Origin of the sequence: Gemmiger sp. An194 (assembly GCF_002160145.1) — a bacterium.
Classification (GTDB): domain Bacteria; phylum Bacillota; class Clostridia; order Oscillospirales; family Ruminococcaceae; genus Allofournierella.
The window spans coordinates 13,080-39,705 of sequence record NZ_NFKA01000025.1 but is presented as its reverse complement, the minus strand read 5'-3'; the positions used below and the strand labels follow the sequence as shown (position 1 = coordinate 39,705).

The window sequence follows — 26,626 nt, the reverse complement described above, 5'->3', positions numbered from 1 at the left end:
TTGGCGTTGCTCATTACGCACCTTTAGGTGCTGCTGGAATAATGGCCCTTATAGGGCCGTTCTGCAAACCCCACGTTTAACGTGGGGTTATGATTTTCCTGGCAACAGGATAGATGTTCATTACTGTTTTTACGACAATTAACAAGAAGCATTCCGAAATATTTCACATTTTCAAATGCCTTTGTGTAATTCATCAATTTTCCCGCAAAAAATTTGTGAAAACCGGCCCTGAGGAAATATCCGAAAGGAATTGTCAATCGTTTTAACTTATGCTATCATACAACTCGAAATAACTTTGTTTGCAATATAATTTTAAAAGTATTCAATGATGTGATCATTACGACGGACATTACAACAATCGGCGAGGTCCTGATCGATCTGACGCAGACCGGTGTCAATGCTCAAAATGTTCCCATGCTGGCCGCAAATCCCGGTGGCGCTCCCGCCAATGTGGCCGTAGCCGCCGCCCGCCTGGGTGCGAAAACCGCCTTTTGCGGAAAGGTAGGACGCGATGGCTTCGGAAACTATCTCTCGCAGGTGCTGCAGGAAAACAACATGGATATTTCCGGTCTGCACACCAGTAAAACCCCGACCACCATGGCGGTGGTCACACTGTCGCAGGAGGGTGAGCGTTCCTTTCGCTTCGTTCGGGGCGCAGATGCCGAATTTTCCCCGGAAGAAATCGATGTCCGTAGTCTGGCAAACACCAAGGTACTCCACTTCGGTTCGGTGAGTCTGACCGCTGGAGCGGCCCGTTCCGCCACCATCTTTGCGGCCCGGCAGGCCCGCCAGCAGGGCGTACTTGTCAGCTATGACCCCAACTACCGCGAGGCTCTTTGGGAGAGCGAAGAAGAAGCAGTGGAATGGATGCGTAACCCACTGCCTTTGGTGGATGTGATCAAGCTTTCCGAGGAGGAACTTCCCTTGCTGACCGGCACTGCCGATCCGGAAACCGCAAGCCAGCATCTGGAAGATTCAGGCATTAAACTGGTTCTGATCACCATGGGCGAAAAGGGAGCCTTCTACCGCTGGCAGGGAGCAACTGGTCTTGTGCCCGGCGTGACCACCACAGTCGCTGATACCAACGGTGCCGGCGACACCTTCCTTGGGGCAGCACTCAGTCGCCTGACTGCTCGTGGCGATCATCCCCTGGAAAGCTTGACCGTCGAAGAATTGGAGAAGGTTCTGACCTTTGCCAATCGGGCCGCTTCGATTACCTGCTCCCGCAGCGGAGCAATTCCCGCCATGCCCACATTAGACGAATTGGAGGAAGAATAATCCGATGGCAAAGAGCACGAAGAGAAGTTCTACCCCGCGCAAGAAAACCGACATCTCCCAGCCCGTCAGTACTTTTGACCTGCGCCTGGGCAAATATTACGATGAATTGAAATGGCTGTATTGCGAGCTTTACAGCGGCGATATGGCCGCGTTTGATTACTTTTTGGGCATGCTTCGCCGCAGCTGGGAAGATCGAAAAGAGGATCTGCGCGCTCAGGACGCGCGCCGCGAGGCCGATCCCAACTGGTACCGCCAGCGGGAGCTGCTGGGTATGATGCTTTATACCGGCGCTTTTGCCGGCACCCTGGAAGGCGTGAAGAAAAAGCTGCCCTATCTGGAGGAGTGCGGCGTTAACTACCTGCATCTGATGCCCCTGCTGGAAAGCCCCAAGGGCCGGAGTGACGGTGGATATGCCGTTGCAGATTTCCGCCGTGTCCAGCCTGAATTGGGCACCATAGAGGACCTGGAAGCCCTGGCGGACGCCTGCCGCGCCAAGGGCATGAGCCTGTGCCTGGACTTTGTGATGAACCATACCAGCGAGGATCATGCGTGGGCAAAAAAAGCCCGTGCCGGTGAACCCGGCTACCGGGAACGGTATTTCTTCTACGACAACTGGGACATTCCCAACCAGTTTGAGAAAACCGTTCCTCAGGTGTTCCCCACCACCGCTCCCCGCAGCTTCACCTGGCTGCCGGACTGCAATCAGGTGGTTATGACCTCCTTCTATCCCTACCAGTGGGACCTGAACTATGCAAATCCGGTGGTCTTCAACGATATGACGGAAAACCTGCTCTACCTTACCAACCGAGGCATTGATGTGATCCGTCTGGATGCCGTTCCCTATATCTGGAAGGAGCTGGGCACCAGCTGCCGCAATCTGCCGCAGGTCCACACCCTGGTCCGCATGATGCGCATTGTGTGCGAGATTGTCTGCCCCGGCGTTCTGCTGCTTGGCGAGGTGGTTATGGAGCCCGCCAAGGTGGTTCCCTACTTCGGCACCCCGGAAAAGCCCGAGTGCCACATGCTCTACAACGTGACCACCATGGCCACCACCTGGCACACTCTGGCCACCGGCGACGTTTCTCTGCTGCGCCATCAGATGGACACCGTGTGCGCTTTGCCCCGGGAGTTTTTGTTTCTCAACTACCTGCGCTGCCATGACGACATCGGCTGGAGTCTGGATTACGCCTGGCTGAGCGGCCGGTTCGGCGTGGACGAGGTTGCCCACAAGAAATATCTGAACGACTGGTTCACCGGCAAGTGGCCAGGCAGTGACAGCCGGGGTGAGCTGTACAACGACGATCCCCGTCTGGGCGACGCCCGTCTCTGCGGCACCACCGCATCCCTGTGCGGCGTGGAGGCAGCAGACTACGAAAAGGACCCCTTCAAGCTGGAGCGCGCAATCGCCTGCGATTTGATGCTGCATGCATGGATGCTCGTCCAGAGTGGTATTCCCGTGCTGTACAGCGGCGACGAGGTTGGTCAGCTGAATGACTACTCCTATCATCAGGACCCCGAGCGCTGGGACGACAGCCGCTACATTCACCGGGGTAATTTCCAGTGGGTGCTGGCTGAGTTGCGTCACGACGGTTACACCCGTCAGGGCAAACAGTTTACGGGCCTACGCAAGCTGGAGATGATCCGCGCCGCCGAGCCTGCCTTCGACAGCCGGGCGGATGTGTGGACCTTCGACACCGGGTCCGAGCATGTGCTGGATGTGGGCCGCTGGTACCAGGGCCACAAGCTGATTGCTTTCTTCAATTTCAGTAACCAGTTCGTCACCGTCTCCAGCCCTGAGCAGGGCACCTTTGAGGAACTGGTATACGGCGGAACCCGCAACAGCCTGCAGAACGTGGAGCTGTATCCCTTCGGTTTCGCCTGGTTTGTGAACCGTCAGGAGTAATTGCGACGATTTTACATTTACATATTTGCGAAAGCAGCCCCGGCATTCTGAATGCCGGGGCTGTTCTTGTGATAAAAACCGATTTTCCGACAAATCTGTCCGAATATGAAATTCCGTTGTCTGGCACACCGATTCCCGGGGCTGCAAATGGTACGATGATAACAACAAAACAGCAGACACAAAACCAATCTCCCGTCTTCTGTTTCCTTCCATTCTTATTTTAGGAGGCAATTTATGTTTCAATTTTTCTGGACTCGTACCGCTTCTGTCTGGGTAGCTGCATTGTATATCCTGATGGGCATTCTGCTCTTTGTGTTCCCTGCCGCCAGCAGCACCCTTTTCATTTGGGCACTTGCCGCTGGAGCCGGTGCATATGGGCTCATCCATCTGATTCGCTATTTGCAGGCCCGTAAAATGGGCTGCGGCAACCCAGGCGATGTATTTCTCGCCGTTCTTCCTGCCGCATTCGCCGCCTTTTCTCTGATCTGGCCGCAAGCTGTGCTGTCGGTTCTGCCGCTCGTACTCGGTTCACTTCTTCTGGTGGACGGCGTCGGCAAGCTTCCCCTGGCCTACATGGGTGTTCGGGAACAGCACCCCGGCATGATCCCCATGCTGCTTTCCTCCATCATCCCGATCCTTCTGGGCGGGCTGCTCATCGTCAATCCCTTCACCACCATGCAGCTGGTCGTAATGGTATTCGGTGCAACACTTGCCGCAGACGGCATCAGCGATTTGGTCACCGTCATTCTGGAAAAGCGTTCCGCACAGACCGTTCAACACCACTCATCCATCTGAACAAAGGAGTTCTTCATGAAATTTTATCAATGCGAACACTGCGGCAATCTTGCCGTTAAACTGACCGATTCCGGCGTTCCGATGGTGTGCTGCGGCGCTCCCATGACGGAAGTGATCCCGGGAACCCGAGACGCCGCTGTGGAAAAACACGTTCCCATCCTTCACCAGAACGGAATGGATATCCTGATTGAGGTGGGCCAGATCTCGCATCCCATGAGCCCGGAGCATCGTATTCTGTGGATTGTTCTGGAAACCAACCTGGGATTCCATGTCCATTATCTCACCGCCGGGGACAGTCCCTCCACCACCTTCCGTCTGGACAAATACGAAAGCATCCGTGGTGTGTACGCTGCTTGTAACCTGCACGGCATCTGGGAATCCGTGCTCTGATTCCATTCCACACAGAAAGAACCGCTCTTCCGGGAAAACTTCCGGAAGAGCGGTTCTTTGCTGCTACAAATTCGTTCAACCGTTGACTTTTACTTTCGGTGTTACCTCATTCCATAAAGTGAAGCCAAGAATCAGCAGGCCACCGACCATTTGCATGGGGCTCAAACTTTCCCGCAAAAGCAGCACCGATACCAGAACCGCCACCAGCGGGTCGATATAGCTTAAAATTGCCGCCTTTTGCCCCGGCAGCTCTTTCAGAGAGGAGAAATACAAGCAATAGGTGATCCCGGTGTGTACGAGACCCACCACCAGCAGGCAAATCCAGCCGGTGACATCCAGTTTGGAAAGGGTCACACCGCTGGTAACACCCACATAGGGAATCAGGACCAGAACAGCGGCGATGAATTGCAGAAACGTGCGGTGGATCCCCTCCACGTTTCGGATGAATTTGTTCAGCAGGATCACCGCTGCATAGAAGCAGGCTGCGCCAAGGCCGAAGGCAATTCCCAGCAGGTGGTTGCTTCCGGTTTTCATATCCCCTACCCCGGTGATCAGAACGATTCCCAGAGTGGACATGGCAAAGCAGATCCATTGTTTGCCGGTCATTTTCTCCTTGAATAGAATCGGACAGGCCACTGTCACGATTACCGGTGCAAAATAATAGCTCAGGGTTGCCACCGATACGGTGGTGTACTTGTATGCCTCGAACAGTAAGATCCAGTTGAATCCCATGGCCACGCCGGACAGCAGCAACAACGGGAGTTCTCTTCGTATTTTACCAAACGGGATCGTTTGCTTTGTTGCCGCAAAATAGACCAGAAGCAGCAGTGCCGCCAGAATCGCCCGATACAGGGCCAGCTCCCCTGATGACACCGGAATATTCCGCACAAACAATCCCAGGGTACCGAACACGACCATGGAAATAACAAGCATCAATTGTGGGCTTGCGGGCTGCTTCATTGCGATATGCTCCTTATCCTATAATTCCAGCGGCTCTGATTGAAAAGCCGTTTTTCGCCGGGCTTTTTCTGCGGCGTTGCAGGATGCTTTTTATTTTATCATATTCCAGTGATAAAGTGAAGACACAATGCCGGTTTTTCGATTGCTCTTGACAGCTGTATCGTTACGTAATATACTGTACTTGTTGTAGTAATACAGTTGGATAAAACGGTGGTGAGCATTTGGATATTGTTGTAAGTAATAAGGCAAGCCGGCCTTTGTATGAACAGATTTCCTCCCAGATCAAAGCAGCCATTCTGCGCGGCGAACTGCGGGCAGGAGATGCCATTCCCTCGGTTCGATCGCTGGCGAAGTCCTTGCACATCAGCATTCTTACCGTGCAAAAGGCCTATGCCAGCCTGCAGGAGGACGGCTTCATTGAAACCACTGCGGGAAAAGGCTGCTATGTATCTGCCCAGAATCAGGACTTCTATCTGGAAGAGCAGCAGAAAAAGATTGAGGAAAAGTTTGCCGAAGCAATCGAGATCGCTCGTGCCAGCGGAATCTCTCTGGAACGGCTGACCGACTTGCTGACACTCATGTATCAGGAGGATGACCGAGAATGACCGACGCATTGACCATTTCAGGCTTGAAGAAAACCTATCCGGATTTTGTACTGGATGGCGTTTCCTTTTCCGTTCCCCGGGGCTCCATTGTGGGGCTGATCGGTGAGAACGGTGCCGGAAAAAGCACCACCATCAGCGCCGCATTGGGCCTGATTCAAACAGAGTCCGGCAGTGTCTCCGTTCTGGGTAAGGAAAAACTTGATCACGAGACCCGGGAGCAGATCGGTGTGGTATTTGACGGCAACAATTTTCCGGAAAATCTGTCTCCTCGCAAGATCAGCCATGTGATGCGGGACATTTACCGTTCCTGGAACGACGGGACCTTTCTGAAGCTTTTGGAGAAGTTCTCTGTGCCGGCCAACAAACCCGTCAAGCAGTTTTCCAAGGGAATGAAAATGAAGCTGGCAATTGCCGTTGCTCTGTCGCACGATTCCCGGCTGCTGATTCTGGACGAAGCAACCAGCGGTCTCGACCCGGTGGTACGTGACGATATTCTGGATCTGCTTTTGGAGTTTGTGCAGGACGAAACCCATTCCATTCTGGTTTCCTCGCACATTACCAGTGATCTGGAAAAGATCGCCGATTACATCGTGTTTCTTCACAAGGGCAGAGTCGTGTTTTCCAAACCCAAGGATGAACTGATCGAACAGTACGGAATTCTCAAATGCGGCGCGGCGCAATTCGATGCACTGGACAAGGCGGATCTCATCGTCTGCCGGAAGATGGATTATGAGTGGCAGGCACTGGTTGCCGACCGGGACAAAATTCAGAAAAAGTATCCAAAGGCACTGGTTGTTCCCGCTTCCATTGACGAAATCATGCTTCTTTACGTGAAAGGAGAGGCCGCATGAGAGGGCTCATTCGAAACAATCTCTATTCCATGGAGAGTAACATCATTCTGGCGTTTGCTTTGTCTGCTTTTCTGGCGGTTTCTTCCCTGTTCATCAGCCCTGCAGCCACCCAGTTCATCATCGCTGTTCAGATTTTTCTGTTCGTCGTGAATATCGGAACCTCTCTACGGGCGGACGAGATCTCCAAATGGAGCAAATATGAAATTACTCTTCCGGTCAGCAGAAGTACTCTGGTTCTGGCAAAGTACATTTCCATTGTGCTTTTGCTTCTTCTGGGCATTCTCATGGGTACCGTCACCATTCTGTTCTCGCTCATCAGCGGGCATTCCATGAGTCTGTCCACCTTGTTTCGCGGTTTTGAGGTCGGGCTTACCTTATCCTTCTTTTCCATCGCTGTCATGTACCCGCTCGTTTTAAAGCTTGGCACCGAGAAAAACGAGCTGATCCTGCTTTTATCCACATTCGGCGCGATTGGAATGCAGCTGCTGCTCGCCGCAGTCCTTTCCAAATGGACCGGCGGTATGAATATGCGGCATCCGCTGGTGGAAGCGGCCGGGACCGTTGCTGCAATTCTCCTCTTCTTTATCTCCTATTTTGTTTCTGTGAAGATTCACAAGAGCAAAGAGTTTTAATCCCATTTCATAAACCTGCAAAAAGAGCCGGCAACACACAAGAACAACATTACTTGTGTGTTATCAGCTCTTTCTTTATTTTGTGCACAGCGAGTTCTTCTCCCTTTTCAAGCGGACTGCTGTGCAGTTATTCTTCAACTTCGTCCGGCGCCTGCCCATCGTGAGCCAGCCATTTGCATTCGGTCAGCTCCATGTTCGTGAAAACTGCACGGAAAGAAGAGTCCTCCGGGCTGCAGGCATATACGCCGAACCGAATTTCGCCCTTCGCTTCGTGCAGGTGGCAGACGCGCATCTGATGGAACACCTCGCCGTCCTCCGAACACTCGATGCAGAAATCGTCTTCCCGGCGGCTTAGGCGGTACCACATGGATTTTACGCTGGCGGCGATCTCGGTGGTAGCCCAGTCCGAATAGCCGTGGTTGGTGACAACACTGCCCAGGTGCTGGAAGCTCTCGTTTTCGTATTCAATGGAGGCCTTCAGCCAGTTTTCACTGTCCAGATACAGCACCACGCCACACTGGTCAAAACGATGATGACTCTCGGAAAATTCCGTTTTCACCACAAAGGAAAAGAAATTCTCCGCAGTGGACATCTGCAACACCGGGGCGTTGTCGTTCCGGAAATGGTAGTAGGTTCTCTGCCACAAATCGGTATGCGGTTTGGTAACGATTTCAATCCGGTCCGGGGCAATCACACTGTTCTCCGGCTGCCGTGTCCATTGCAAAGCATTTACATCAAACTTCATTTGTTTTCCCCTTTCCAGTATTTCTTCTTATCCTCTTCGGTGATTTCCCGCAGCACCCGGCAGGGATTGCCCACGGCTACCACACCATCCGGAATATCCCGGTTGACAACGCTTCCCGCGCCAATCACCGTGTTGCTGCCGATGGTCACGCCGGGCAGCACCGTCACGGACGCACCGATCCACACATTGTCCCCCACCGTGATGGGATAGGCATATTCCAGCCCCTGATTGCGCTGCTCTGCATCCAGCGGATGCCCTGCGGTGGAAAAGACGCAATTCGGCGCAATGAACACATGATCCCCGAAGGTCACCTTTGCCCCGTCCAGAATGGTGCAGTTGTGGTTGGTGTAAAAATCCTCGCCAATTTCAATGTTCCACCCGTAGTCGCACCAGAAGGGCGCGGTGATGCAAAACCGCTCGCCGGTTTTGCCGAACAACTGGCGAATGATTTTCTCCTGTTCATCGACAAACGAGGGCCGCAGCTGGTTGTATGCAAAGCACAGGTCCTTGCAGCGTATGCGTTCTTCCAGTAATTCTTCATCGTAATTTGCATCATACAGCAGGCCTTCCTGCATCTTTTTCCGTTCTGTCATTTCCCACAGTCTCCTTTCTATTCCCCGCTGCTTGGGCCATTTTGCCCTTTTTTATCGGGCCGCACACTTTTTTATTTTTCTTATTATAGCACCATAACAGGGAGCGGCAAAAGCTTTTCGCGTCCCCCTTCGGCCCTATTTCGGATGTACTTAACGACAGAAGCCTCAAACAGCGTTATCGGTTCAACGAATCAAAAATAAAAGGCGGCACAACAAGTGCCGCCTTTTCCGAACCCTCTCCAATCCCGGGATGCTCTTTTTACAAAACGCGGTGCAGGATCATTGCCTCCCAGGGGCGCAGAACGCTCTGCATCCGGTCGGGGTAATTGCCGATCAGCATCTCGGCTGTATTCCAATCGGCCGGCAGATTCCAGGACACATCCGTCCCCGAGAAATTACATACCACCAGAATCTGCTCATTTTCGGTGCTGCGCCGGTAGACAAACAGGCTGGGATGCTCTTCCTCCAGCAGGGTGAAATCGCCTTCCACAAACACCGGATATTCCTTGCGCAGGGCGATCAGCTTTTTGTAATACCAGAACACCGAATCCGGGTCCGCCAGAGCAGCCTCTGCATTGATGATCGTATAGTTCGGGTTCACCGGCAGCCAGGGCGTGCCGGTGGTAAAGCCGGCATTCTCCTGACCATTCCACTGCATGGGGGTACGGGCGTTGTCCCGCCCTTTGGCGTAGATGGAGCGCAGAATCTCTTCTTCCGGGTAACCCTCGGCCAGTCGCTTTTTGTACATGTTGTGGATCTCCACATCCTGATACTGCTCCAGCGGCAGGCGAACGTTGGTCATGCCCAGCTCTTCGCCCTGATAAATGTACGGTGTGCCCTGCATGCCATGCAGCATGGTGGCCAGCAATTTTGCGGACTGCACCCGGTATTCCCCGTCGTCACCCCAGCGGGAAACGATGCGGGGCAGGTCGTGGTTATTCAGAAACAGACTGTTCCAGCCACAGCCGTGCAGCCCCTGCTGCCAGCGGGCGTAGCTCTGCTTCATCTTCACAAAGGGCAGCGGCGCCAGGTCCCATTTGTCCTTGCCGGGCTGCTGGTCCAGCACCATCTGCTCAAACTGGAATACCATGGAAAGCTCGCTGCCGTCCGGCGCACTGTACAGCTTTGCCCGGGGGATGTCCGCACCCCAGGCTTCGCCCACAGTAACAAGACAGCCCTTCTGGAATGTTTCGGCGCTCAGCTCCCGCAAAAACTCATGCAGCCGGGGGCCGTTGTTGGTGATTTTCTTGTCCGGTTCCTTGGCGATCTGGTCAATCACATCCAGCCGGAAGCCCTCCACCCCCTGCTCCATCCACCACAGGATCATGTCGTAGATTTCGCGGCGCAGGGCCGGGTTTTCCCAGTTCAGGTCCGGCTGCTGGGGTGCAAACTGGTGGAAGTAATACTGCCCCACCTCCGGTACCCACTCCCAGGCCGGGCCACCGAATACCGCCTGCATGTCGTTGGGGAACTGGTCGGGGGTCCCGTCCCGCCAGACGTAATAGTCATGATAGGGATTGTCCCGGCTGGTCTTTGCCTGCAAAAACCAGCGGTGCTGATCGGAGCTGTGATTCAGCACCAGATCCATCATGATGCCGATGCCCCGCTTTTTGCCCTCCTGAATCAGCTGGCGCATATCCGCAAGATCGCCGAACATGGGATCAATAGCCCGATAATCCGAAATATCATAACCGTTGTCCACCTGTGGGGAGGCGCATACCGGCGACAGCCAGATCACGTCGATGCCCAGCGTTTGCAGATAGTCCAGCCGCCTGATGATGCCCTGCAGATCGCCCACACCGCTTCCGGTGGTATCCTGGAAGCTCTTGGGATAGATCTGGTAGGCAACGGCGGATTTCCACCAGTCCTTTTTTGTTTTATCCAGCATTGTGATTCCTCCTTACCGCGCGCCGTCCGATGCAGCGCCGGGCAGTATCATTTGCAACAGTTTTTCGTAATCCGCGCCTTCGCAGACAAGGTCGCATTCCGGTGCTTCGTTCAAGCCGTCGGTATTCAAAAAGCAGGTGCGCATGCCCAGCGCCCGGGCGGGCTCGACGTCGTCGTGGATGCTGTTGCCCACCATCATCACCTGATCGGGTGGGCATCCGCATTCCTGAAGCACCAGATTGAAATAATTCGGCGAGGGCTTCTTTACACCCCAGTCAGAGGAGAGGAAGATCCGGTCAAATCGGCCGCACAGCTCCAGCATGGTCATCTCCGGCCAGGTGAACAGCCACTGAGCATTGGACAGAAGGCACACCTTTTTCCCTGCGCAGCGCAGAGTGTCCAGCATCTGGTGCACACCGGGGTACAGCTCAGCCTGATCGGTGGAAGAGACCCGCAGCAGCATGCCCGCGCCGCGTACCATCTCGCCGGTCACCCAAGGCGCGCCCTTTTTGCGGAACAAGGCTTCCAGCACCTGCTCCAGTGCCACCTCACCGCAGCCGGGGCCAAAGCGTGCATCCACCGCACGCTGGCGGCGGCGCACCTCGGCCCGGTAGGCCCGGCGCAGCTGGTCGGGGCTGCTATACTTTGCCCCATGGTAGCCGTAATAGAAGGTCAGCGGTTTCCAGACCCGCTCCAAATCCTCCTCATCGGTGTGAATGCGAATCAGGGTGCCATACAGATCAAATACCACCGCGCGGATCGTTTCCATCGCTTTCCTCCCGTCTGTTTCACTCACTCATCCGGCGAATGCACACACCACCGGGAGCGAGGATATTTTCCCGCAGGCCGCGGCAGAACAGGGTCTGCCCTGCTCCGGGCAGCTGCCAGGGCATTTCACCACAGTTGAGCAGCACCTCCACATCGCCCCGCCGGTAATACACATTTCGGCTCTCCTCTTCGGTTTCCCTGAAGGAAAGCCCGCTTTCCCGCAGCTCAGGCAGGGTACGCCGCAGCCGGATCAGCTCTTTCAGCTGCCGGATACGCCCCCTGTTTTCCGGCTCGTCCAGCCGATCCCAGGGCATACAGCGACGGCAGTCCGGATCGTGCCCGCCGGGCAGACCGATCTCGGTGCCGTAATAGATGCTGGGGCTGCCCGGCAGAGTGAACAGCATGGCCAGCTGCTGGAAAAAAGCATCCTCACTGCCCGCCCGGGTGAACAGCCGGTCAGTGTCGTGGGAGTCCAGCAGATTGAACATCACCTGCCCGGTCTGGCACCGATACATGCCCATGCAGCGGTACAGATCCCATGCAAGCATGCGGGCAGTTTTGTCCGGATAGGCAAAGAAGCCCTTCACCGCCTGCTGCAGCGGGTAGTTCATCACCGCGTCGTACTCGTCACCCTCCAGCCAGGGAGAGGCATCGTGCCAGATCTCTCCCAGCAGGTAAACGTCTGGCCGGATGGCCCGCAGCCGTCGGTGCAGCTCCTTCAAAAGCCGGTGGGATACCTCATTGCCTACATCGAAGCGGATGGCATCCACACCATATTCCCCCACCCAGCGCTCGCACAGGCCGCAGACATACTCGATGACTTCCGGCTCGTTTGTGTTCAGCTTGGGCATATTGGATGCAAAGGCGAAGGAATAATAGCGGCTGTCCCGGGTGTCGCGACCAGGGGCCGGGGCGGGCCAGCGATTCACCATGAACCAATTCCAGTAACGGGAGGCCGGGCCCTTTTGCAGCACATCCTGCCAGGGGCCGAAGCTGGCCCCGCAGTGGTTGAACACCGCGTCCAGCATCACCCGGATGCCCCGCTCGTGGGCGGATTTTACCAGGCGGGCAAGGTCTTCATTGGTGCCGAAATCCGGGTCCACGGTCTCGTAATCCCGGGTATCGTATTTGTGCACCGAGTCCGCCGCGAAGATGGGGTTCAGATACAGCCCGTTTACGCCCAGCCCGGCCAGATAATCCAGCTTTTCACAGATGCCGGGCAGATCGCCGCCGAAGCGCTCCTCGTTGGTCACCGGGCCGGTGCGCCAGGGGGTCTGGCAGCTGCTGGCCGCACCGCGGCAGAAGCGGTCCGGGAAGATCTGGTACCACACCGTATCCTGCACCCACTGGGGCGGGGCGGGAATGTCCGCCGGGTTCATCCAGGGCTGATGGAACGCCGCCGGGCGCTCCTCCCGCCGGTTTTGCTCCGGAGTACAGAAGCCGTCCTCCCCGTAGAACCAGACCTCGCCGCCCTGATGCAGCTCAAAATAGTAGCGGCACCGCTTGTAGGGTGGGCGGATGGTGGCATTCCACCACAGGCAGTGCTCCAGCCGCAGTGGCTCGGCAAGCTCCTGCCGCTGGCCTTGCCAGCGCTCCGCACCGCCCAGAATACCCGCCTCGAAGGGGTCACCCCAGTGCAAAAAGACCCGCTCCACCTCGGGGCCGGTCTGCAAACGCAGAGCCAGCTCGTCCGGATTCAATGCATAGCTGTAAGGGGCCTGGGCCCGGTGAAAGACCGCCGCAAAATTCATTTTGCTTTCCTCCGCTGTAAAATTGCAGACCGAAGCGCATGCAGCGCTCGGGCCACCCGGTCAAAATCGGCCAGCCGCCATTCCCAGTTGGGGGAGCCCACGGTGCCGGGGGTATTCATGCGGGCACTGGCGTTCAGCTCCATTATATCCTGTGCGGGCAGGATGGTCCATTCTGCCGGGCTTGCCAGCGCACAGCGGTTCAGCCGCTCCACCACGCTGCCGGTGCCAAACCCCTGCCGCTTCAGCCAGCGGCGCAGCTTTCGCCGGTGCGCCACAGGCAGGCTTTCGTACCATTCCTTCAGGGTGGCATTGTCGTGGGTGCCGGTGTAGTGGATCTGACAAGCCTTGTTCAAACCGGTGTCCTGCACATATCGGCCGGACGCATCCAGCACAAATTCCAGAACCTTCATGCCCTTCAGGTGGTAGTGGTCTCGCAGCTCCAGGACCTCCGGGCGCAGATCGCCCAGGTCCTCCGCCACCAGCTCCAGCCCCGGAATCTTTTCATACAGGGTGTCCAGCACCGCATAGCCCGGCGCTTCGATCCACTCGCCCTCGATTGCAGTGGGGCAGGAGGCCGGAATCTTCCAGTAGGTATCGAAGGCTCGGAAGTGGTCGATGCGGATGATGTCAAACAGCTTCTGATTGTAGCCGATGCGCTCCACCCAGAAGGCAAAGCCATCCTTTTGCATCTTATCCCAGTTGTAGATGGGGTTGCCCCACCGCTGGCCGGTGGCGCTGAAATAGTCCGGCGGAACCCCTGCGATGAAGGTGGGGTGGCCGTCCTCGTCCAGCAGGAAGTTCTCCCGCCCGGCCCAGACGTCCACCGAGTCCACCCCCACATAGAAGGGCACGTCGCCCATGATGCGCACGCTCTTTTCATGGGCATATTCCCGCACAGCCTTCCACTGATTCAAGAACTGATACTGCAAAAAGCTGTGGTAGGCGATCTCTTCGGTAAACTCGCTCAGATCCCCCTGCCGGGTCTGCGGCCAGTCCCGCTGCCATTGGGGCCATTCCAGCCAGCAGCGGCCCTCGTTTGCCTTTTTGAAGGCCCGGAACACGCTGTAGCTTTTTACCCAATCCTGCCGGGCGAAGGCGTTGTAGTCCTCGTTCGGCTGAAAGGCGGCACAGGCGGCACGCAGCAGCGGCTCCTTCCAGGCGCGCACCGCTTCATAGTTTACCCGGCCCGGGTTGGCTCCGGCAAACTCCGGCACCTCGGGCAAAAGGCCCTGCTGTGCCAGCAGTTCCAGGCTCAGATAAAGCTCATCCCCCGCACAGGAGGAATAGGGCTGATAGGGGGAGTTGCCGTAACCGGTGGGGTTCAGGGGCAGAATCTGCCAGATGCTCACCCCGTTCCCGGCCAGCAGGTCGATCCACTCATATGCCGGCCGGCCCAGCTCCCCCACCCCGGTGCGGGATGGGAGAGAGGATACCGCCAGCAGAATTCCTGTTTCTTTCATTCGCTCATCCTCACAGATGCCAGATATCCCGATTGTACTCCGCGATGGTGCGGTCGGAGGAGAAGAAGCCCGCCTTGGCGATATTCACCAGAGTCTTGCGACTCCAGGCCAGTTCGTCCTCGTAATCCGCCAGCATCGCTTCCTTCTTCTGAATGTATTCCTTCACATCCAGCAGGGTCATGAACCAGTCCTTACCCACAATCTCCTTATACAGGCGGCACAGACTTTCCACATCGCCGATGCGGATCAGCTTTTTGTCGATGATGAAGTCCACCAGACGGGCAATCTCCTTGTCGCCGTCGTAAAGGGCGGCAGAGGAGTAGGCCTGCTCGTCGTACAGGCGGATGACCTCCTCGGAGCTCTTGCCGAAGGAATAGATGTTCTCCTCGCCTACCAGCTGGGCGATCTCCACGTTTGCACCGTCCCGGGTGCCCAGAGTGAGCGCACCGTTGAGCATAAACTTCATGTTGCCGGTGCCAGAGGCCTCCTTGGAGGCCAGGCTGATCTGCTCGGAGATATCGCAGGCGGGAATGAGCTTTTCCGCCTTGGTCACGTTGTAGTTTTCCACCATGACCACCTTCAGATAAGGGCTGACCTGCGGATCGCTTTCGATCAGCTGAGACAAGCAGAGAATCAGATGGATGATGTCCTTGGCGATGGTGTAGGCGGGGGCTGCCTTCGCGCCGAAGATCATGGTGATGGGCCGGGCGGGAATCTTGCCGGCCTTGATCTCCAGATACTTGTAGATGGCGTACAGGGCGTTCATCTGCTGGCGCTTGTACTCATGCAGGCGCTTGACCTGAATGTCGAAGATGGAATCGGCGTTCAGCTCCACGCCCTGGGTGGCTTTGAGGTAGCGGGCAAGCGCCTGCTTGTTTTCGGTCTTGATGCGGCGCAGCTGGTGCAGCACCTCTTCATCGTTCTGGAAAGCCAGCAGCTTTTCCAGCTCCTCTGCATCCTTTTTGAAGCAAGGGCCGATCAGGCTCTCGATGAAGGCAGCCAGAGGCTGGTTGCAGTGGAGCAGCCAGCGGCGGAAGGTGATGCCGTTGGTCTTGTTGTTGAACTTTTCCGGATACAGCTCGTAGAAGGGCCGCAGCTCGGATTCCTTCAGAATCTCGGTGTGCAGGGCGGCCACGCCGTTTACGCTGTAGCCGTAGTGGATGTCGATATGAGCCATGTGCACCCGGTCCCGATCATCCAGAATGGCAACCCGGGGATCGTCGCTCACCTGCTTTGCCCGCTTGTCCAGCTCCTCGATGATGGGCACCAGCTGGGGCACTGCCTTGCGCATGAAGTCCATGGGCCACTTTTCCAGCGCCTCGGCCAGAATGGTGTGATTGGTGTAAGCGCAGGCCAGGCTCACTTCGCGGATGGCGTCGTCCATGCTCATGCCCTCGGCGGTGAGCAGACGGATCAGCTCGGGGATAATCATGGTGGGATGGGTGTCATTGATCTGCACCGCCACGAACTCGTGCAGCTTCTCGATGCTGCCGCCCCGCTCCCGGGTCTCCTTCAGGATCAGCTGGGCGGTGCTGCTCACCAGGAAATACTGCTGATACACCCGCAGCAGGCGGCCTGCCTCGTCGCTGTCGTCCGGATAAAGGAACAGAGTCAGATTGCGGGCAATGTCGCTCTTGTCAAAGGAGATGCCATCGCCGATGATAGATTCGTCCACCGTCTCCACATCGAACAGGTGCAGGCTGTTGCGCCGCCCGTTGTAGCCGGGCACGCCCACGTCGTACATCACCGAGCGCAGAGAAAAGCCGCCGAAGGGCACATCGAAACGCACGCCGGTGTCGGTGAGCCAGCTTTCCGGGGTGATCCAGGGGTTCTTTTCTTCCTTCTGCTTGTTGTTCTCCAGCTTCTGATAGAACAGGCCGTCGTGGTAGTTCAGGCCCGCACCGTCGCCGCACAGGTTCAGCGTGGCGATGGAATCCAGAAAGCAGGCAGCCAGACGGCCCAGACCACCGTTGCCCAGCGAGGGCTCGTTCTCCGCTTCTTCAACGGCGGTGAGCTCATGGCCGTGCTTGGCCAGCAGCTCTTTTGCCTCGTCGAACAGGCCCAGATTGATCAGGTTATTGCTGAGCAGCTTGCCGATCAGAAATTCCGCCGACACATAGTACAGCTTGCGCTTGCCCTCGGTACGGGGCATGGTGGCCAGCTGCTCCTTGGTGTAGAGCATCAGGGCGGTATAGACTTCCTGATCGGTGGCGGTGTCCAGATTTTTGCCGTAGTGCTTGTTCAGAATGCTCTGCAGTCTCTGTTCCATATACGTTTCCCTCTCGTTTCTCTCAGTGTTCCAGTTGGGGGCGTTCCAGGGCTTCGTATACCCGCAACAGCTCGCCCACGCTCCACGCCTGGGCAAAGCAGCCCCGGGAGGCAGTGGGGTTTTCCCCGTCGTAAATTTCTGGCAGCTGGCCGGCGCACCCCTCTCTGAGCGCCGGCTCCAGTGCAGCCAGCTGCTGCTTTACCTGCCGTTTTGCCTGTGCTGAATATTCGTTCACTTTTAAATAGGCCAGATACCAGGCTCCCAACGGGAAGGGCCACACCGTTCCCTGATGGTAGGCCAGATCTCGCTGCTGCTGCGGCCCGCCGTAGGTGGGATGGAATTCCGTATCCTCCGGCGAAAGGGTGCGCAGCCCCACCGGCGTGTACAGGTGGCGAAGAACCGTTTGCACCACCTGCTTTTCCTGCCGGGGCTCCAGCATGGTGAAGGGCATGGACACGGCCCAGATCTGGTTGCAGCGAATCTGCTCGTCGGCCTTTGTGCCGGAGACCAGATCTTTCAAGTATCCCTTGTCCTCCATCCAGAACTGGCGCACAAAGCTTTCCCGTACTTTTTCCGCTAGCTCGCCGTAGCTTTGCCCGGCCTCGCCCATCTCGGGGGCCAGCCGCTCCATGATCCGCAGCGCGTTGTACCAGTAGGCGTTGATTTCCACCGGTTTGCCGTGGCGGGGGGTGGGCAGAATGTCGCCGATGCGCACATCCATCCAGGTCACCTGATCCAGCTCCTGTCCGGCGGCGATCAGACCATCCGGCTCCATGTGGATACCGAACTCCGTGCCCTTTTGGTAACCCTCTATGATCCGCTTCATCACCGGCCAGGCTTTTTGCACGAAGGCTTCGTCGCCGGTGTAAGAGCGGTAGAGCCAGATGCAGTTGATGAACAGCAGTGCCGCGTCCACCGTGTTGTACATGGGCTCGTTGCCCCCTTCCGGAAAGAGGTTCGGCATCAGGCCGCCCCGCTCGTGCTCCAGAAAGGTGGTGAGGATGCTCTTTGCATCCTCGTACCGGCCGGTGGCCAGGGTGCAGCCGGGCAGGGCGATCATGGTGTCCCGCCCCCAGTCCTCAAAGAAGGGGTAGCCCGCCAGAATCGTTTTTGCCCCGGTGGAGGCCCGCTGGGTGATGAAGGCGTCGGCGCTCACCGCCAGCTGACGGGCCGCCGGGTGACGGAATCCGCTCTGCTGTTCCAGCGCCCGCAGCCGCTTTTTGGCGTTTTGCAGCACCTTACCAGCGGCAGACAGCTCCTGTTCCAGCGAGAACACCATGTCCAGTGTTTTCTCCACTCCCGCCGGAACGGTGATGGAAATCTGCACGTTCGATGCCGTATGCCCGGCAGCCCGACGGCCGTCACAGGCATCGTAGGCATACCAGAGGGTCTGGCGGCGCAGGGGTGTTTCCTGCAATTGGCCGTTGGTTTTGATGCGCAACCGCAGCCCGGCAGATTCCACCGCGCCCTCCCGGAAAACGAACCGCTGCCGGGCGCTCAGGTCATTGCCCTTGGGCACGAACTGCATCCAGGGCGTGACGGTGAGGGTGCAGTCCGCACCGGATTCATTGCCGATGCGGTAGCGCACCGCCAGGGTGTTGCGTTCCCAGTCCAGCGCCAGCTCCTTTTCCACCCGTACGCCGTTCAGCTGATACCACCAATGGGGCAGACCGTCCACCTCCATACTGCACAAATGCTTCCAGCCCTCCTCCGCCGGAAGGCCCCGGAACTGCTGGCTGGACAGATGCTCCATCCCGTTCCCGGTTTCCAGAACCTCCTCCAGCCGGTGGATCAGATTCCAGCGGTGATTGGGCGCCTGGGTGCAGGCCATCAGTACTGCGTGGTCGTTGCGGGCGGCAGCGCCGGTGATGGTCTGGGAGGAAAAGCCGCCCAGACCGTTGGTCACCAGCCAGCAGCTTTCCTGCCCGCGCTCCTGACTGCGAAAATCCTGTTTTCCATATATAAACCGCATTGGTTTCCCCTCTTATACTTGTTGTTATCGTTTGCCCAGGATCATCGCGGCCATGGGCTGCACCTGCGCGCTTTGCACAGCGGGGTGCTCCTGCCACCAGAAGCTGCTGCGTTCATCTGCCAGCAGCTCCCACTCGCCCTCTTCCAGTTCCAGCTCCACCGGATGGGAAGAAGCATTGTAGGCCAGCAGAAGCTTGCTCCAGCGTCCGCCGTTTTCCAGCAGAGCCGTCACACAGCGGGCTGCTGGCACCTGGGAATGCAGCAGCCGCTTACCGGCCTGTTCGGTCTTGTCGCACAAGGCGGGCAGCTGCTTGCGCAGGGCGATCAGTCCCTGATAGTATTCCACCAACTCCCGGTTTTGCCAGGCCCGCTCCCAGTCCAGCCGGTTGAGTTCGATGGGTGCTTTGTGGGTGTTGTCCTCCCCCTGCTTGGTGCGGCCGAATTCCTCGCCGGAAAGCAGGAACAGCCGCCCCTGACAGGTCATGTAGATGGCCGCCGCCAGTCGGCTGGCCCGCATCACCTGCGGGGCCGGGTCATCAAAGTTCTGCTGCGGGTCCATGGTGACCACCAGCTTATCCCACAGGGTCATGTCGTCGTGGGAGGAAAGATAGGTGATGGCCTGGGAGGGCGCTGCCGCCCGGAAGTTCCGCGCCTGCCCACACCAGGCGGTGATGCTGTGCAGGATTCTCTTCTCAAAACCACTACCGCCATTCACAAAGCCCGGCTTTTCCCGGTACATCACCGGCCCCTTCACCGCGTCACGCACACCGTCACAGAAGGCGCCGATCTCCGGGTCCAGCCCGGCAAGAGCCTTTTTGTCCGCCAGCTGAACGCCCCGCTTTCGGGCGGTGGGGCCGGCGGCCCAGGGCTCACCGAACACCAGCTTTTCGCCCCGGCCGAAGCGCTCATCCAGCGCGGCACGGATATGCTCCATCAGGTCGGTATCCAGAAGGCCCATCAGATCAAAACGGAAGCCGTCCATGTGGTATTCTTCGGCCCAGTAAAGCACCGAGTCCAGAATGTATTTCGCGCACATGGAGCGCTCGCTGGCCACGTCGTTGCCGCAGCCGGAGCCGTTGCTCCAGCTGCCGTCCTTCCAGGCCCGGTAGTAGTATCCGGGCACCGTGCGCTCCAGCCAGGAGTCCTGATGATAGGTGTGGTTATACACCACATCCATAATCACCCGGAAGCCCTGCCGGTGCAGCGACTGCACCAGCTCCTTCAATTCCCGGATGCGCACCTCGCCCCGGGCCGGGTCGGTGGAATAGGAGCCCTCCGGCACATTGTAGTTCACCGGATCGTAGCCCCAGTTGAAACTGTCGTCCGGGTGTGCTTCATCCACCGAGCCGTAATCGTACACCGGCATCAGCTGCACATGGGTCACACCCAGCTGCCGCAGATACGCAAGGCCGGTGGGCTGACTGCCCTGATTGAACAGGGTGGTGTCCGCACAGCAGAAGGCCTTGTATTTGCCCCGCCAGTGCTCCGGGAAACCGCCGCTTTCCGCCCAGGAGAATTCCCGCACATGCACTTCATAGATGATGTCCTCCGGCTGGCGGGCAGGGGCTTTGTCCATCTGCCAGTCCTCCGGGTCGGTGGCAGCAAGATCCACCACCATGCTGCGCCGGCCGTTCAGACCGCAGGCCCGCGCATAGGGATCGGCGGTACGGCGGGTGTTTCCCTCCATCGTAACCAGATAATCGTAATATACGCCGTGCAGCTGCCGGTCGATGCAGGCAAACCACATGCCCTTTTCGCCCCGGTCCAGAGCCAGCGTTTCAAAGGCCTCTCCTTCATGGCCGGACCGGAACAGCCGCAGCTGCACCGCTTCGGCGGTGGGGGCCCACAGGCGGAACTCGGTACCCGCTTCGGTAAGCCGGGCGCCCAGATCATCGCCGTCGTAGTGGAACCTGCGCGCAAACGCTTTGCTGTTAAAATCCATTCCTCTGCATTCCTTTCCGGTCACAAACTGCCGTCAGCCCTTGACTGCACCGGCCATGCCATCCACATAATATTTCTGAAGTTTCAAAAACAGCAGCGCGATGGGAATCGAAATGAGCACTGCGCCCGCTGCAAAGCTGGTGTACCAGCTGTCGATGTATTCCTTCTCCAGCATCTTCCACAGGCCGATGGCCACGGTGTACTGGTCGGAGTTGGCCCGGCAGATCACCTTGGCAAAGATGAAGTCCACCCAGGGGCTGATAAAGGAGGTAAGCAGCGTGTAGACGATCACCGGCTTGCTCAGGGGCAGGGTGATCTTGGTGAAGATCTGCCAGCGGGTGCAGCCGTCGATGAGCGCAGCCTCATCCACTGCATAGGGGGTGGTATCAAAAAAGCCCTTGGCAATCTGGAAGGCCAGCGCTGCGCCGCCGGAGTAGCACAGAATCAGTGCCAGTCGGATCAGGGAGCCCTCGGTCAGGCCCACTGCTTTCAGGATGAAATACACCGCCACCATGGACATAAAGCCCGGGAACAGCCCCAACACCATGGACATATTCATGTAGGGCTTGCGCATCTTGAACCGCATACGGGACAGGCAATAGGATGCGGACAGCACATAGAAGCTGGACAGCAGGCAGGAGCATACCGCAATGATCAGGGTGTTCATAAACATCTGAGGGAAGTTCAGCACCGCTGTATCGGTGAACAGGCGGGTGTAGTTGTCCAGCGTCAGGGTCTGGGGGAAGAAGGTGGACACATAGGACCCCTTCTCGCCCCGGAAGCTGGTCATGATGACCCACAGCACCGGGAATACCCAGATGGCGGCCAGTACGGCCAGCAATGTGTGGACCAGGATATTGGTGCGCCGCCGGGCGGCCTTTGCGCTTTTATACCGTTTCATCGCTTAAAATCCACCTTCCTCTTTGTAGGACTTGCTGCGCCGGTAGGTAAACAGTGCGCCCACCGACAGGATGATAAAGGTCAGAATGCCAACGACCGCACCCACGTTGTAATACTGCTTGTCGATGGTCAGCTTGTACAGCCAGGTCACCAGCAGATCGGTGCTGCCCGCCGTGGAGGACAGATTGGTGATGGGGTCACCGCCGGAGAGCAGATAAATCACGTTGAAGTTGTTCACGTTGCCGGTGAAGGTGGCAATCAGATAGGGAGTGGTCACATACAGCATGTAGGGCAGCGTGATGCTGAAGAAGGTGCGCACCGGGCCCGCGCCGTCCACCTTGGCGGCCTCGTACAGATCGCCGGGAATGTTCTGCAGAATGCCGGTGAGCTGCATCAGAGTGTAGGGCACGCCCACCCAGATGTTGATCACGATCACGGTCACTCTGGCCCAGGTGGGGTCGGTGAAGAAAGGCAGACTGGCGTCCGGGGCGATCAGGCCCAGATTCCGCAGCAGCACGTTCACCGCGCCGTTGGGCTGAAGCATGGTGCGCATGATCAGCAGCGATACGAACATGGGCACCGCGCTGGAAAGCACGAAACAGAACCGCCAGAAGCCCTTGGCCCGGGTATCATTCCGGTTGATGAGCAGGGCCAGCAGCATGCCGAAAATATAGTTGGTAAAGGTGGCGAATACCGCCCAGACCAGCGTCCAGACCAGAACCGACCAGAAGGTGCTGCCCAGCACGCTGCTGGAATCGAACAGGGCCGCGAAGTTTTCCAGGCCCACCCAGTCGAAAAGCACCAGATGGTTGTCGATCCGGCTGTAATTGGTGAAGGCCATGCAGATCATAAAGGCCAGCGGCAATATAGTGAGCGCTGTGATGAAAAACATGGGCGGGGTCATCAGCAGCCGGTAGAGGTTTTCATCCAACAGGCTGGCCAAATCCTCCCGGAAGCTGTTCACATGCCGGCCCTGCTTTTTCAGGCATTCCGCCTTGTAGGCACTGCGCAGCGCACCGCGCCAGCCCCAGAAGGAGATTACCGTGAGCAGGATGGTGGCCACGCCATACAACAGCAGCAGCACCGATTGGTCGCCCTTGGTATAAAGGAACACCTGATTGGCTTCGTCCCAGATCTCCTGCTGCTCCACCGATCCCAGAGTCACCAGCATCACAAGATTATGGAAGCCGTAGCGGATCATGAAGAATATGTACGCCAGTTCTCCGGCCAGAAACAGCAGGCCCTTAATGAGCTGCCCGTTCAGCATATTACCGAGGCCCAGCAACAGCGCGGACAGCCGGGTCACTGCGCTGCCCTGTCGCAGGGCCTGAATGCAGGTATAGGGAGTATACCCTTCCGCCTGCTTGGAATTGAACCGTTTCATCGTCACACCTCACACCTTTCTCAGATTCCGTCGCTGTTCATGGCGTCGTTCATCGCCTTGGTCTGTTCGGCGGCGTTTTCCTTGGTCACCGTGCCGTTGCGGATCGCCTTGCCCATGTTTTCCACCGGCGTCCAGCAGTTGTTCATCTGGGCCACGAAGGGCTGCAGCTTGGAGGTACGGTCGAAGGTGTCGTTCTGGGCCCGAACCACTTCATCCGCCGCAATGGCCGGGTCCTCGTTCAGCTCGGTATTGCAGGGAATCACGCCGCGCAGCTCGTAATGGAGCTGCTGCGCTTCGGCGGAACCCAGATACATGGCCAGCTCCACTGCCTGCACCATGTAATCGGTGGAGGTGTTCACGCCGATGGCCTTGGAACCGGCGTAGGCGTACATCTGCTTTTCCTCCCCGTTCAGCGTGTAGGTGGGCAGGGCCGCCACACCCATGTTCTCTCCCAGAATCTCCCGCACCGCGGCGGCATCCCAGGAGCCGGAGAAGATAGCGTGGATGCTGCCGTCCCGCAGGCCAGCAAGACCGCTGCCGTCCTGGTCAATCTTGAAGTTGGGATTTGCCGCCAGATCCACCAGATACTCGGTCACTTCCACGGCGTTTTCTCCGCCGAAGTCCGCGCCCAGCTCTTCCTGAGTACCGTCACCGAAGAGGGTGCAGCCGTTGCCGAAGTAGAAGGCAGGCAGATACCAGGAGTTCACGAAGGGAAAGGATACAACACCCTTTTCCAGCATGGTGTCCAGGCTTTTCACATCCTCCTCACTGAACACCCGTTTGTCGTAATACATGTACCAGGTGTTGGTAGTGAAGGGTACCCCGTAAATGTAACCATCCATCGTGAGGGAGTCCAGCAGCGTTTCGCTGTTGGTCGTCTTCAGCTCATCGGCATACTTGCCGCCAAATTTAGCCAGCGCCTTCGCGTCGGTCATGGTGGTCAGAGTATCGTTGGCATACAGGAACACGTCTGCGCTTGCCTCCGGGTCCTGCGCCACCGCTGTGGCTGCCGAAGCCTCGTCTGCTACACCATATACAAAGGTGATGTCCCATTCCGGGTGCATCTCAGCAAACCGCTCGCAGCAGGTCTGCAGCCACTGCCCACTGGACTGGGACTGGTCCTCCGAAGGGGACCACACCATCAGTCGAACCTTTTCTTTCGTCTGCTGCGCGTTTTCGGTGCCGCCGCAGCCGGTCAGAAGCAATGCCCCCGCACACAGCGCCGCTGCCGCCCGCGCGAATTTTCCCTGCATTTGCTTGTTCCTCCTTCAATTTATTTCGTAAAGTTTCGCCGTAATCACTATACTCCCCTTCCTCCTTCGCCGTCAAGGTTTCTGGGGCTATTCCGCCATTTTCTGCCTAATGCACAAGGATTTCCAGTTACTTTCGTCACTTTCCACAGCAGCACTTCAAAACTTTACGAAACTTCTTTTCATTGGTCTTATCAATTGCTTTCGCCGCCCTGCACATTGATTTTCCGCCCAAAAGCCGTTATAATGGATACAAAGCAAAGGAATCTTTTCTTCTTTTTGAAAAAACGAGGAGCTTCATGGCCAGAATCGAAGATATTGCCAACAAATTGAACATCTCCAAAGGGACGGTTTCCAAGGCGCTGAACGGAGCGCCGGATGTGAGCGAAACATTGCGAAAAGCCGTTCTGGAAACCGCGGTGGAATTGGGATACTCCCGCTCCATGCGCAAACGGGGCGCGAAACAGCTGTGCCTTTTTATTGAAAACATGACCTGCGAGGAGCCCTCAGACTTCGGCTACGACATTGTGACCGGCTTTCGCAAGGTGGCCGAGCCTGCGGGCTTTGTGGTGTGCGTGGTACCGCTGGACGAACAGATCCAGAAAAGCATTTCCTACGACGAATACATGCTGCAAAGCAACTACGTGGCGGCCTTTTTCCTGGGCCTTTCGCTGGCGGACCCCTGGCTGCATCAGCTGCAAACCAGCCATACTCCTGCCGTATTGCTGGATAACTATATACGGGCCAACCCTTCCACCTGCTATGTGGGCGTGGACAACAGCGAAGGCATGGACCTGGCTGTGGCTCATCTGAAGGAGCAGGGGCACCGGCGGATCGGTTATCTGAGCGGTGGGCTGGGTTCCTATGTGAACCAGCAGCGCTACAGCGCCTTTTTCCATGCACTGCGCAAGCACAACCTGCCGGACGACCACAGCCTGGCGGGCAGCGACTATTATTTTTCCGAGTGCCTGCAAAAGCACCTGCCTGCCCTGCTGGAGCAGAAGGTGACCGCCATTGTATGCAGCCACGACCTGCTGGCCCACACGGTGATGATCCACTGTCAGGAGATGGGCCTGCGGATTCCCGAAGATCTGAGCATCATCGGCTTTGACGATCTGCCCCTCTGCGCCTATACCCAACCCACCATGACCACCATCCGCCAGGACCGGACCCAGCTGGGCAAAAGCGCCTTCTATGCGCTGTCCAGTCTATTGGCGGATGTGCCCATCAGCACGCTGCTGCTGCATGCCCGCCTGATGGTGCGTCATTCCTCCGGCAAAGCGCCGCAATAAAAGGCAGCGAAATATTGATCGCGAAACTTCCGATACACATCCATTTTATATGCCAAGGGCTATTGCTTCACTTTTGTGAAGCAATAGCCCTTTTTCTGCGGAAACCACACCCCGTACGCCATTGATGCTATGCGGTATTTTGCCTCATTTTCCCGTCAGCCGCACCCATTGAGAATTACTAAAACAGGGATAAAATAAGTAGTGTACTACCTATTAGGAGGAGCGCATATGGCGGAATACATCTCATTGGGCAGACGCTTGCCATCATTGACCGGGCATTCAAGCAGCACCTCAACAAAAAAGCGGACCAGCTGGGGCTCAGGGCTGTACAGCTGCGGGTCCTTGGCGAGCTGAGCCGCATGGAGGCGTTCGGTGTATCGGAAGTAAATCAGAGGGATCTTGAACAAGCCGAGCAGGTAACCCATCCGACCATGACCGAGATGATCAAACGGCTGGAGAAAAAAGGCTTTGTGACCTGTACCACCAGTACCATCGACCGCCGGTATAAGAAGCTCAGCTGCACCAAGCGTTCCCGGAATTTGTATCTGGAACTGGCACAGGCGGACGAAGCAATCACAAAAACTCTCTGCGCTGGTCTTTCGGCAGAGGAACAGGCAGAGCTGATCCGGTTTACCGATTGTATGCTGGATAACATCGGGTATCATCTGTAACGAGAAAGGAAGAACCATGACAGACTATCAGGCAACCGCCGGGCAGACCTATATGCCCGTCCGGGAAAACACCGAAATCGATATTTTACCCTATGAGAGGCTGAGCCGCCCCCAGCCGGAATATCCCCCGCTGGAGCTGAACGCTATGGCGCAGGAGAAGGAGTGGGTGCTGCAGTCCCAGACGCAGCATTTTCTTCCCGGCGTGAGCGCAAAGATGCTGGATTGGTTCTGGGCCAACATGGAAAAGGGGTATTACCTCTGGGCCCCCGGTTCCCACAAACGGTTCAGCTGGGTAAAAGCTCCCTGAGAGTATGGGTTCGGCAACTCCGT

Annotated in this window: 23 protein-coding genes; 10 read left to right on the top strand and 13 right to left on the bottom strand. The window is 57.2% G+C overall.

What is annotated here, in order from left to right:
* Positions 1-330: 330 nt before the first annotated feature.
* The 4 genes from B5F28_RS12995 (at position 331) to B5F28_RS12980 (ending at position 4,366) form a co-directional block, all read left to right on the top strand.
* Positions 331-1,278 carry a carbohydrate kinase family protein gene (locus B5F28_RS12995; RefSeq protein WP_247643493.1) on the top strand — a complete coding sequence of 316 codons (948 nt, stop codon included), beginning with the start codon at positions 331-333 and terminating at the stop codon, positions 1,276-1,278.
* Positions 1,279-1,282: 4 nt separating this feature from the next.
* Positions 1,283-3,181 (top strand): alpha-amylase family protein, encoded by a 1,899-nt coding sequence (locus B5F28_RS12990; RefSeq protein WP_087296289.1) that lies wholly within the window; start codon positions 1,283-1,285, stop codon positions 3,179-3,181.
* 234 nt (positions 3,182-3,415) lie between these two features.
* A complete protein-coding gene (locus B5F28_RS12985; RefSeq protein WP_087296288.1) occupies positions 3,416-3,976 on the top strand; it encodes a DUF308 domain-containing protein in 561 nt (186 codons plus the stop codon).
* Between the two features lie 15 nt (positions 3,977-3,991).
* Positions 3,992-4,366, top strand: coding sequence for a desulfoferrodoxin family protein (locus B5F28_RS12980; protein ID WP_087296287.1), 375 nt, complete (start codon positions 3,992-3,994; stop codon positions 4,364-4,366).
* A gap of 75 nt (positions 4,367-4,441) precedes the next feature.
* Here the strand turns inward: B5F28_RS12980 and B5F28_RS12975 are convergent, their stop codons facing one another.
* On the bottom strand, positions 4,442-5,326 hold the full coding sequence (locus tag B5F28_RS12975; protein WP_087296286.1) for a DMT family transporter: 885 nt from the start codon (positions 5,324-5,326) through the stop codon (positions 4,442-4,444).
* A 221-nt stretch (positions 5,327-5,547) separates the two neighbouring features.
* Between B5F28_RS12975 and B5F28_RS12970 the strand changes: the two genes are divergently transcribed.
* Genes B5F28_RS12970 through B5F28_RS12960 form a run of 3 tightly spaced genes read left to right on the top strand, consistent with a single transcriptional unit; the run spans position 5,548 to position 7,414 of the window.
* Positions 5,548-5,931 carry a GntR family transcriptional regulator gene (locus tag B5F28_RS12970; protein WP_087296285.1) on the top strand — a complete coding sequence of 128 codons (384 nt, stop codon included), beginning with the start codon at positions 5,548-5,550 and terminating at the stop codon, positions 5,929-5,931.
* Positions 5,928-6,782, top strand: coding sequence for an ABC transporter ATP-binding protein (locus tag B5F28_RS12965; protein ID WP_087296284.1), 855 nt, complete (start codon positions 5,928-5,930; stop codon positions 6,780-6,782). Before B5F28_RS12970 ends, B5F28_RS12965 begins: the two co-directional genes overlap by 4 nt.
* Entirely contained in the window at positions 6,779-7,414 is a 636-nt protein-coding gene (locus B5F28_RS12960; protein ID WP_087296283.1) for an ABC-2 transporter permease, read from the top strand. The genes B5F28_RS12965 and B5F28_RS12960 overlap by 4 nt, the downstream gene beginning before the upstream one ends.
* Positions 7,415-7,541: 127 nt before the next feature.
* Here B5F28_RS12960 and B5F28_RS12955 read toward each other — a convergent pair whose 3' ends face one another.
* From B5F28_RS12955 to B5F28_RS12900, 12 genes are all read right to left on the bottom strand, one after another.
* Positions 7,542-8,159, bottom strand: a complete 618-nt coding sequence (locus B5F28_RS12955; protein WP_087296282.1) for a DUF1349 domain-containing protein — start codon at positions 8,157-8,159, stop codon at positions 7,542-7,544.
* Positions 8,156-8,752, bottom strand: a complete 597-nt coding sequence (locus tag B5F28_RS12950; RefSeq protein WP_087296281.1) for a sugar O-acetyltransferase — start codon at positions 8,750-8,752, stop codon at positions 8,156-8,158. The genes B5F28_RS12955 and B5F28_RS12950 overlap by 4 nt, the downstream gene beginning before the upstream one ends.
* 259 nt (positions 8,753-9,011) lie before the next feature.
* Entirely contained in the window at positions 9,012-10,640 is a 1,629-nt protein-coding gene (locus B5F28_RS12945) for a glycoside hydrolase family 13 protein (RefSeq protein ID WP_087296280.1), read from the bottom strand.
* 12 nt (positions 10,641-10,652) lie between these two features.
* Positions 10,653-11,408 carry an HAD family hydrolase gene (locus B5F28_RS12940; RefSeq protein WP_087296279.1) on the bottom strand — a complete coding sequence of 252 codons (756 nt, stop codon included), beginning with the start codon at positions 11,406-11,408 and terminating at the stop codon, positions 10,653-10,655.
* A 19-nt stretch (positions 11,409-11,427) separates the two neighbouring features.
* Complete coding sequence (locus B5F28_RS12935) at positions 11,428-13,158, bottom strand: glycoside hydrolase family 13 protein (RefSeq protein WP_087296278.1); 1,731 nt, start codon at positions 13,156-13,158, stop codon at positions 11,428-11,430.
* On the bottom strand, positions 13,155-14,618 hold the full coding sequence (gene malQ / locus B5F28_RS12930) for a 4-alpha-glucanotransferase (protein ID WP_087296277.1): 1,464 nt from the start codon (positions 14,616-14,618) through the stop codon (positions 13,155-13,157). The genes B5F28_RS12935 and malQ overlap by 4 nt, the downstream gene beginning before the upstream one ends.
* 10 nt (positions 14,619-14,628) lie before the next feature.
* Positions 14,629-16,887, bottom strand: coding sequence for a glycogen/starch/alpha-glucan phosphorylase (locus B5F28_RS12925; RefSeq protein WP_087296276.1), 2,259 nt, complete (start codon positions 16,885-16,887; stop codon positions 14,629-14,631).
* Between the two features lie 22 nt (positions 16,888-16,909).
* Positions 16,910-18,859, bottom strand: coding sequence for an amylo-alpha-1,6-glucosidase (locus B5F28_RS12920; RefSeq protein WP_087296275.1), 1,950 nt, complete (start codon positions 18,857-18,859; stop codon positions 16,910-16,912).
* Between the two features lie 24 nt (positions 18,860-18,883).
* Positions 18,884-20,800 (bottom strand): type I pullulanase, encoded by a 1,917-nt coding sequence (pulA, locus tag B5F28_RS12915; protein WP_087296274.1) that lies wholly within the window; start codon positions 20,798-20,800, stop codon positions 18,884-18,886.
* 33 nt (positions 20,801-20,833) lie between these two features.
* Positions 20,834-21,700, bottom strand: coding sequence for a sugar ABC transporter permease (locus tag B5F28_RS12910; protein ID WP_087296273.1), 867 nt, complete (start codon positions 21,698-21,700; stop codon positions 20,834-20,836).
* A 3-nt stretch (positions 21,701-21,703) separates the two neighbouring features.
* A complete protein-coding gene (locus B5F28_RS12905; protein WP_087184872.1) occupies positions 21,704-23,083 on the bottom strand; it encodes a carbohydrate ABC transporter permease in 1,380 nt (459 codons plus the stop codon).
* Between the two features lie 20 nt (positions 23,084-23,103).
* Positions 23,104-24,336: an extracellular solute-binding protein gene (locus B5F28_RS12900; protein ID WP_087184873.1), complete on the bottom strand. Its 1,233-nt coding sequence runs from the start codon at positions 24,334-24,336 to the stop codon at positions 23,104-23,106.
* Between the two features lie 296 nt (positions 24,337-24,632).
* On the opposite strand from B5F28_RS12900, the gene B5F28_RS12895 reads away from it, so the two are divergent.
* From B5F28_RS12895 to B5F28_RS15215, 3 genes are all read left to right on the top strand, one after another.
* Positions 24,633-25,625 carry a LacI family DNA-binding transcriptional regulator gene (locus B5F28_RS12895; RefSeq protein ID WP_087184874.1) on the top strand — a complete coding sequence of 331 codons (993 nt, stop codon included), beginning with the start codon at positions 24,633-24,635 and terminating at the stop codon, positions 25,623-25,625.
* Positions 25,626-25,819: 194 nt separating this feature from the next.
* On the top strand, positions 25,820-26,296 hold the full coding sequence (locus B5F28_RS12890; RefSeq protein ID WP_343212760.1) for a MarR family winged helix-turn-helix transcriptional regulator: 477 nt from the start codon (positions 25,820-25,822) through the stop codon (positions 26,294-26,296).
* Positions 26,297-26,312: 16 nt separating this feature from the next.
* Positions 26,313-26,603 carry a hypothetical protein gene (locus B5F28_RS15215; RefSeq protein ID WP_247643491.1) on the top strand — a complete coding sequence of 97 codons (291 nt, stop codon included), beginning with the start codon at positions 26,313-26,315 and terminating at the stop codon, positions 26,601-26,603.
* Positions 26,604-26,626 lie beyond the last annotated feature (23 nt).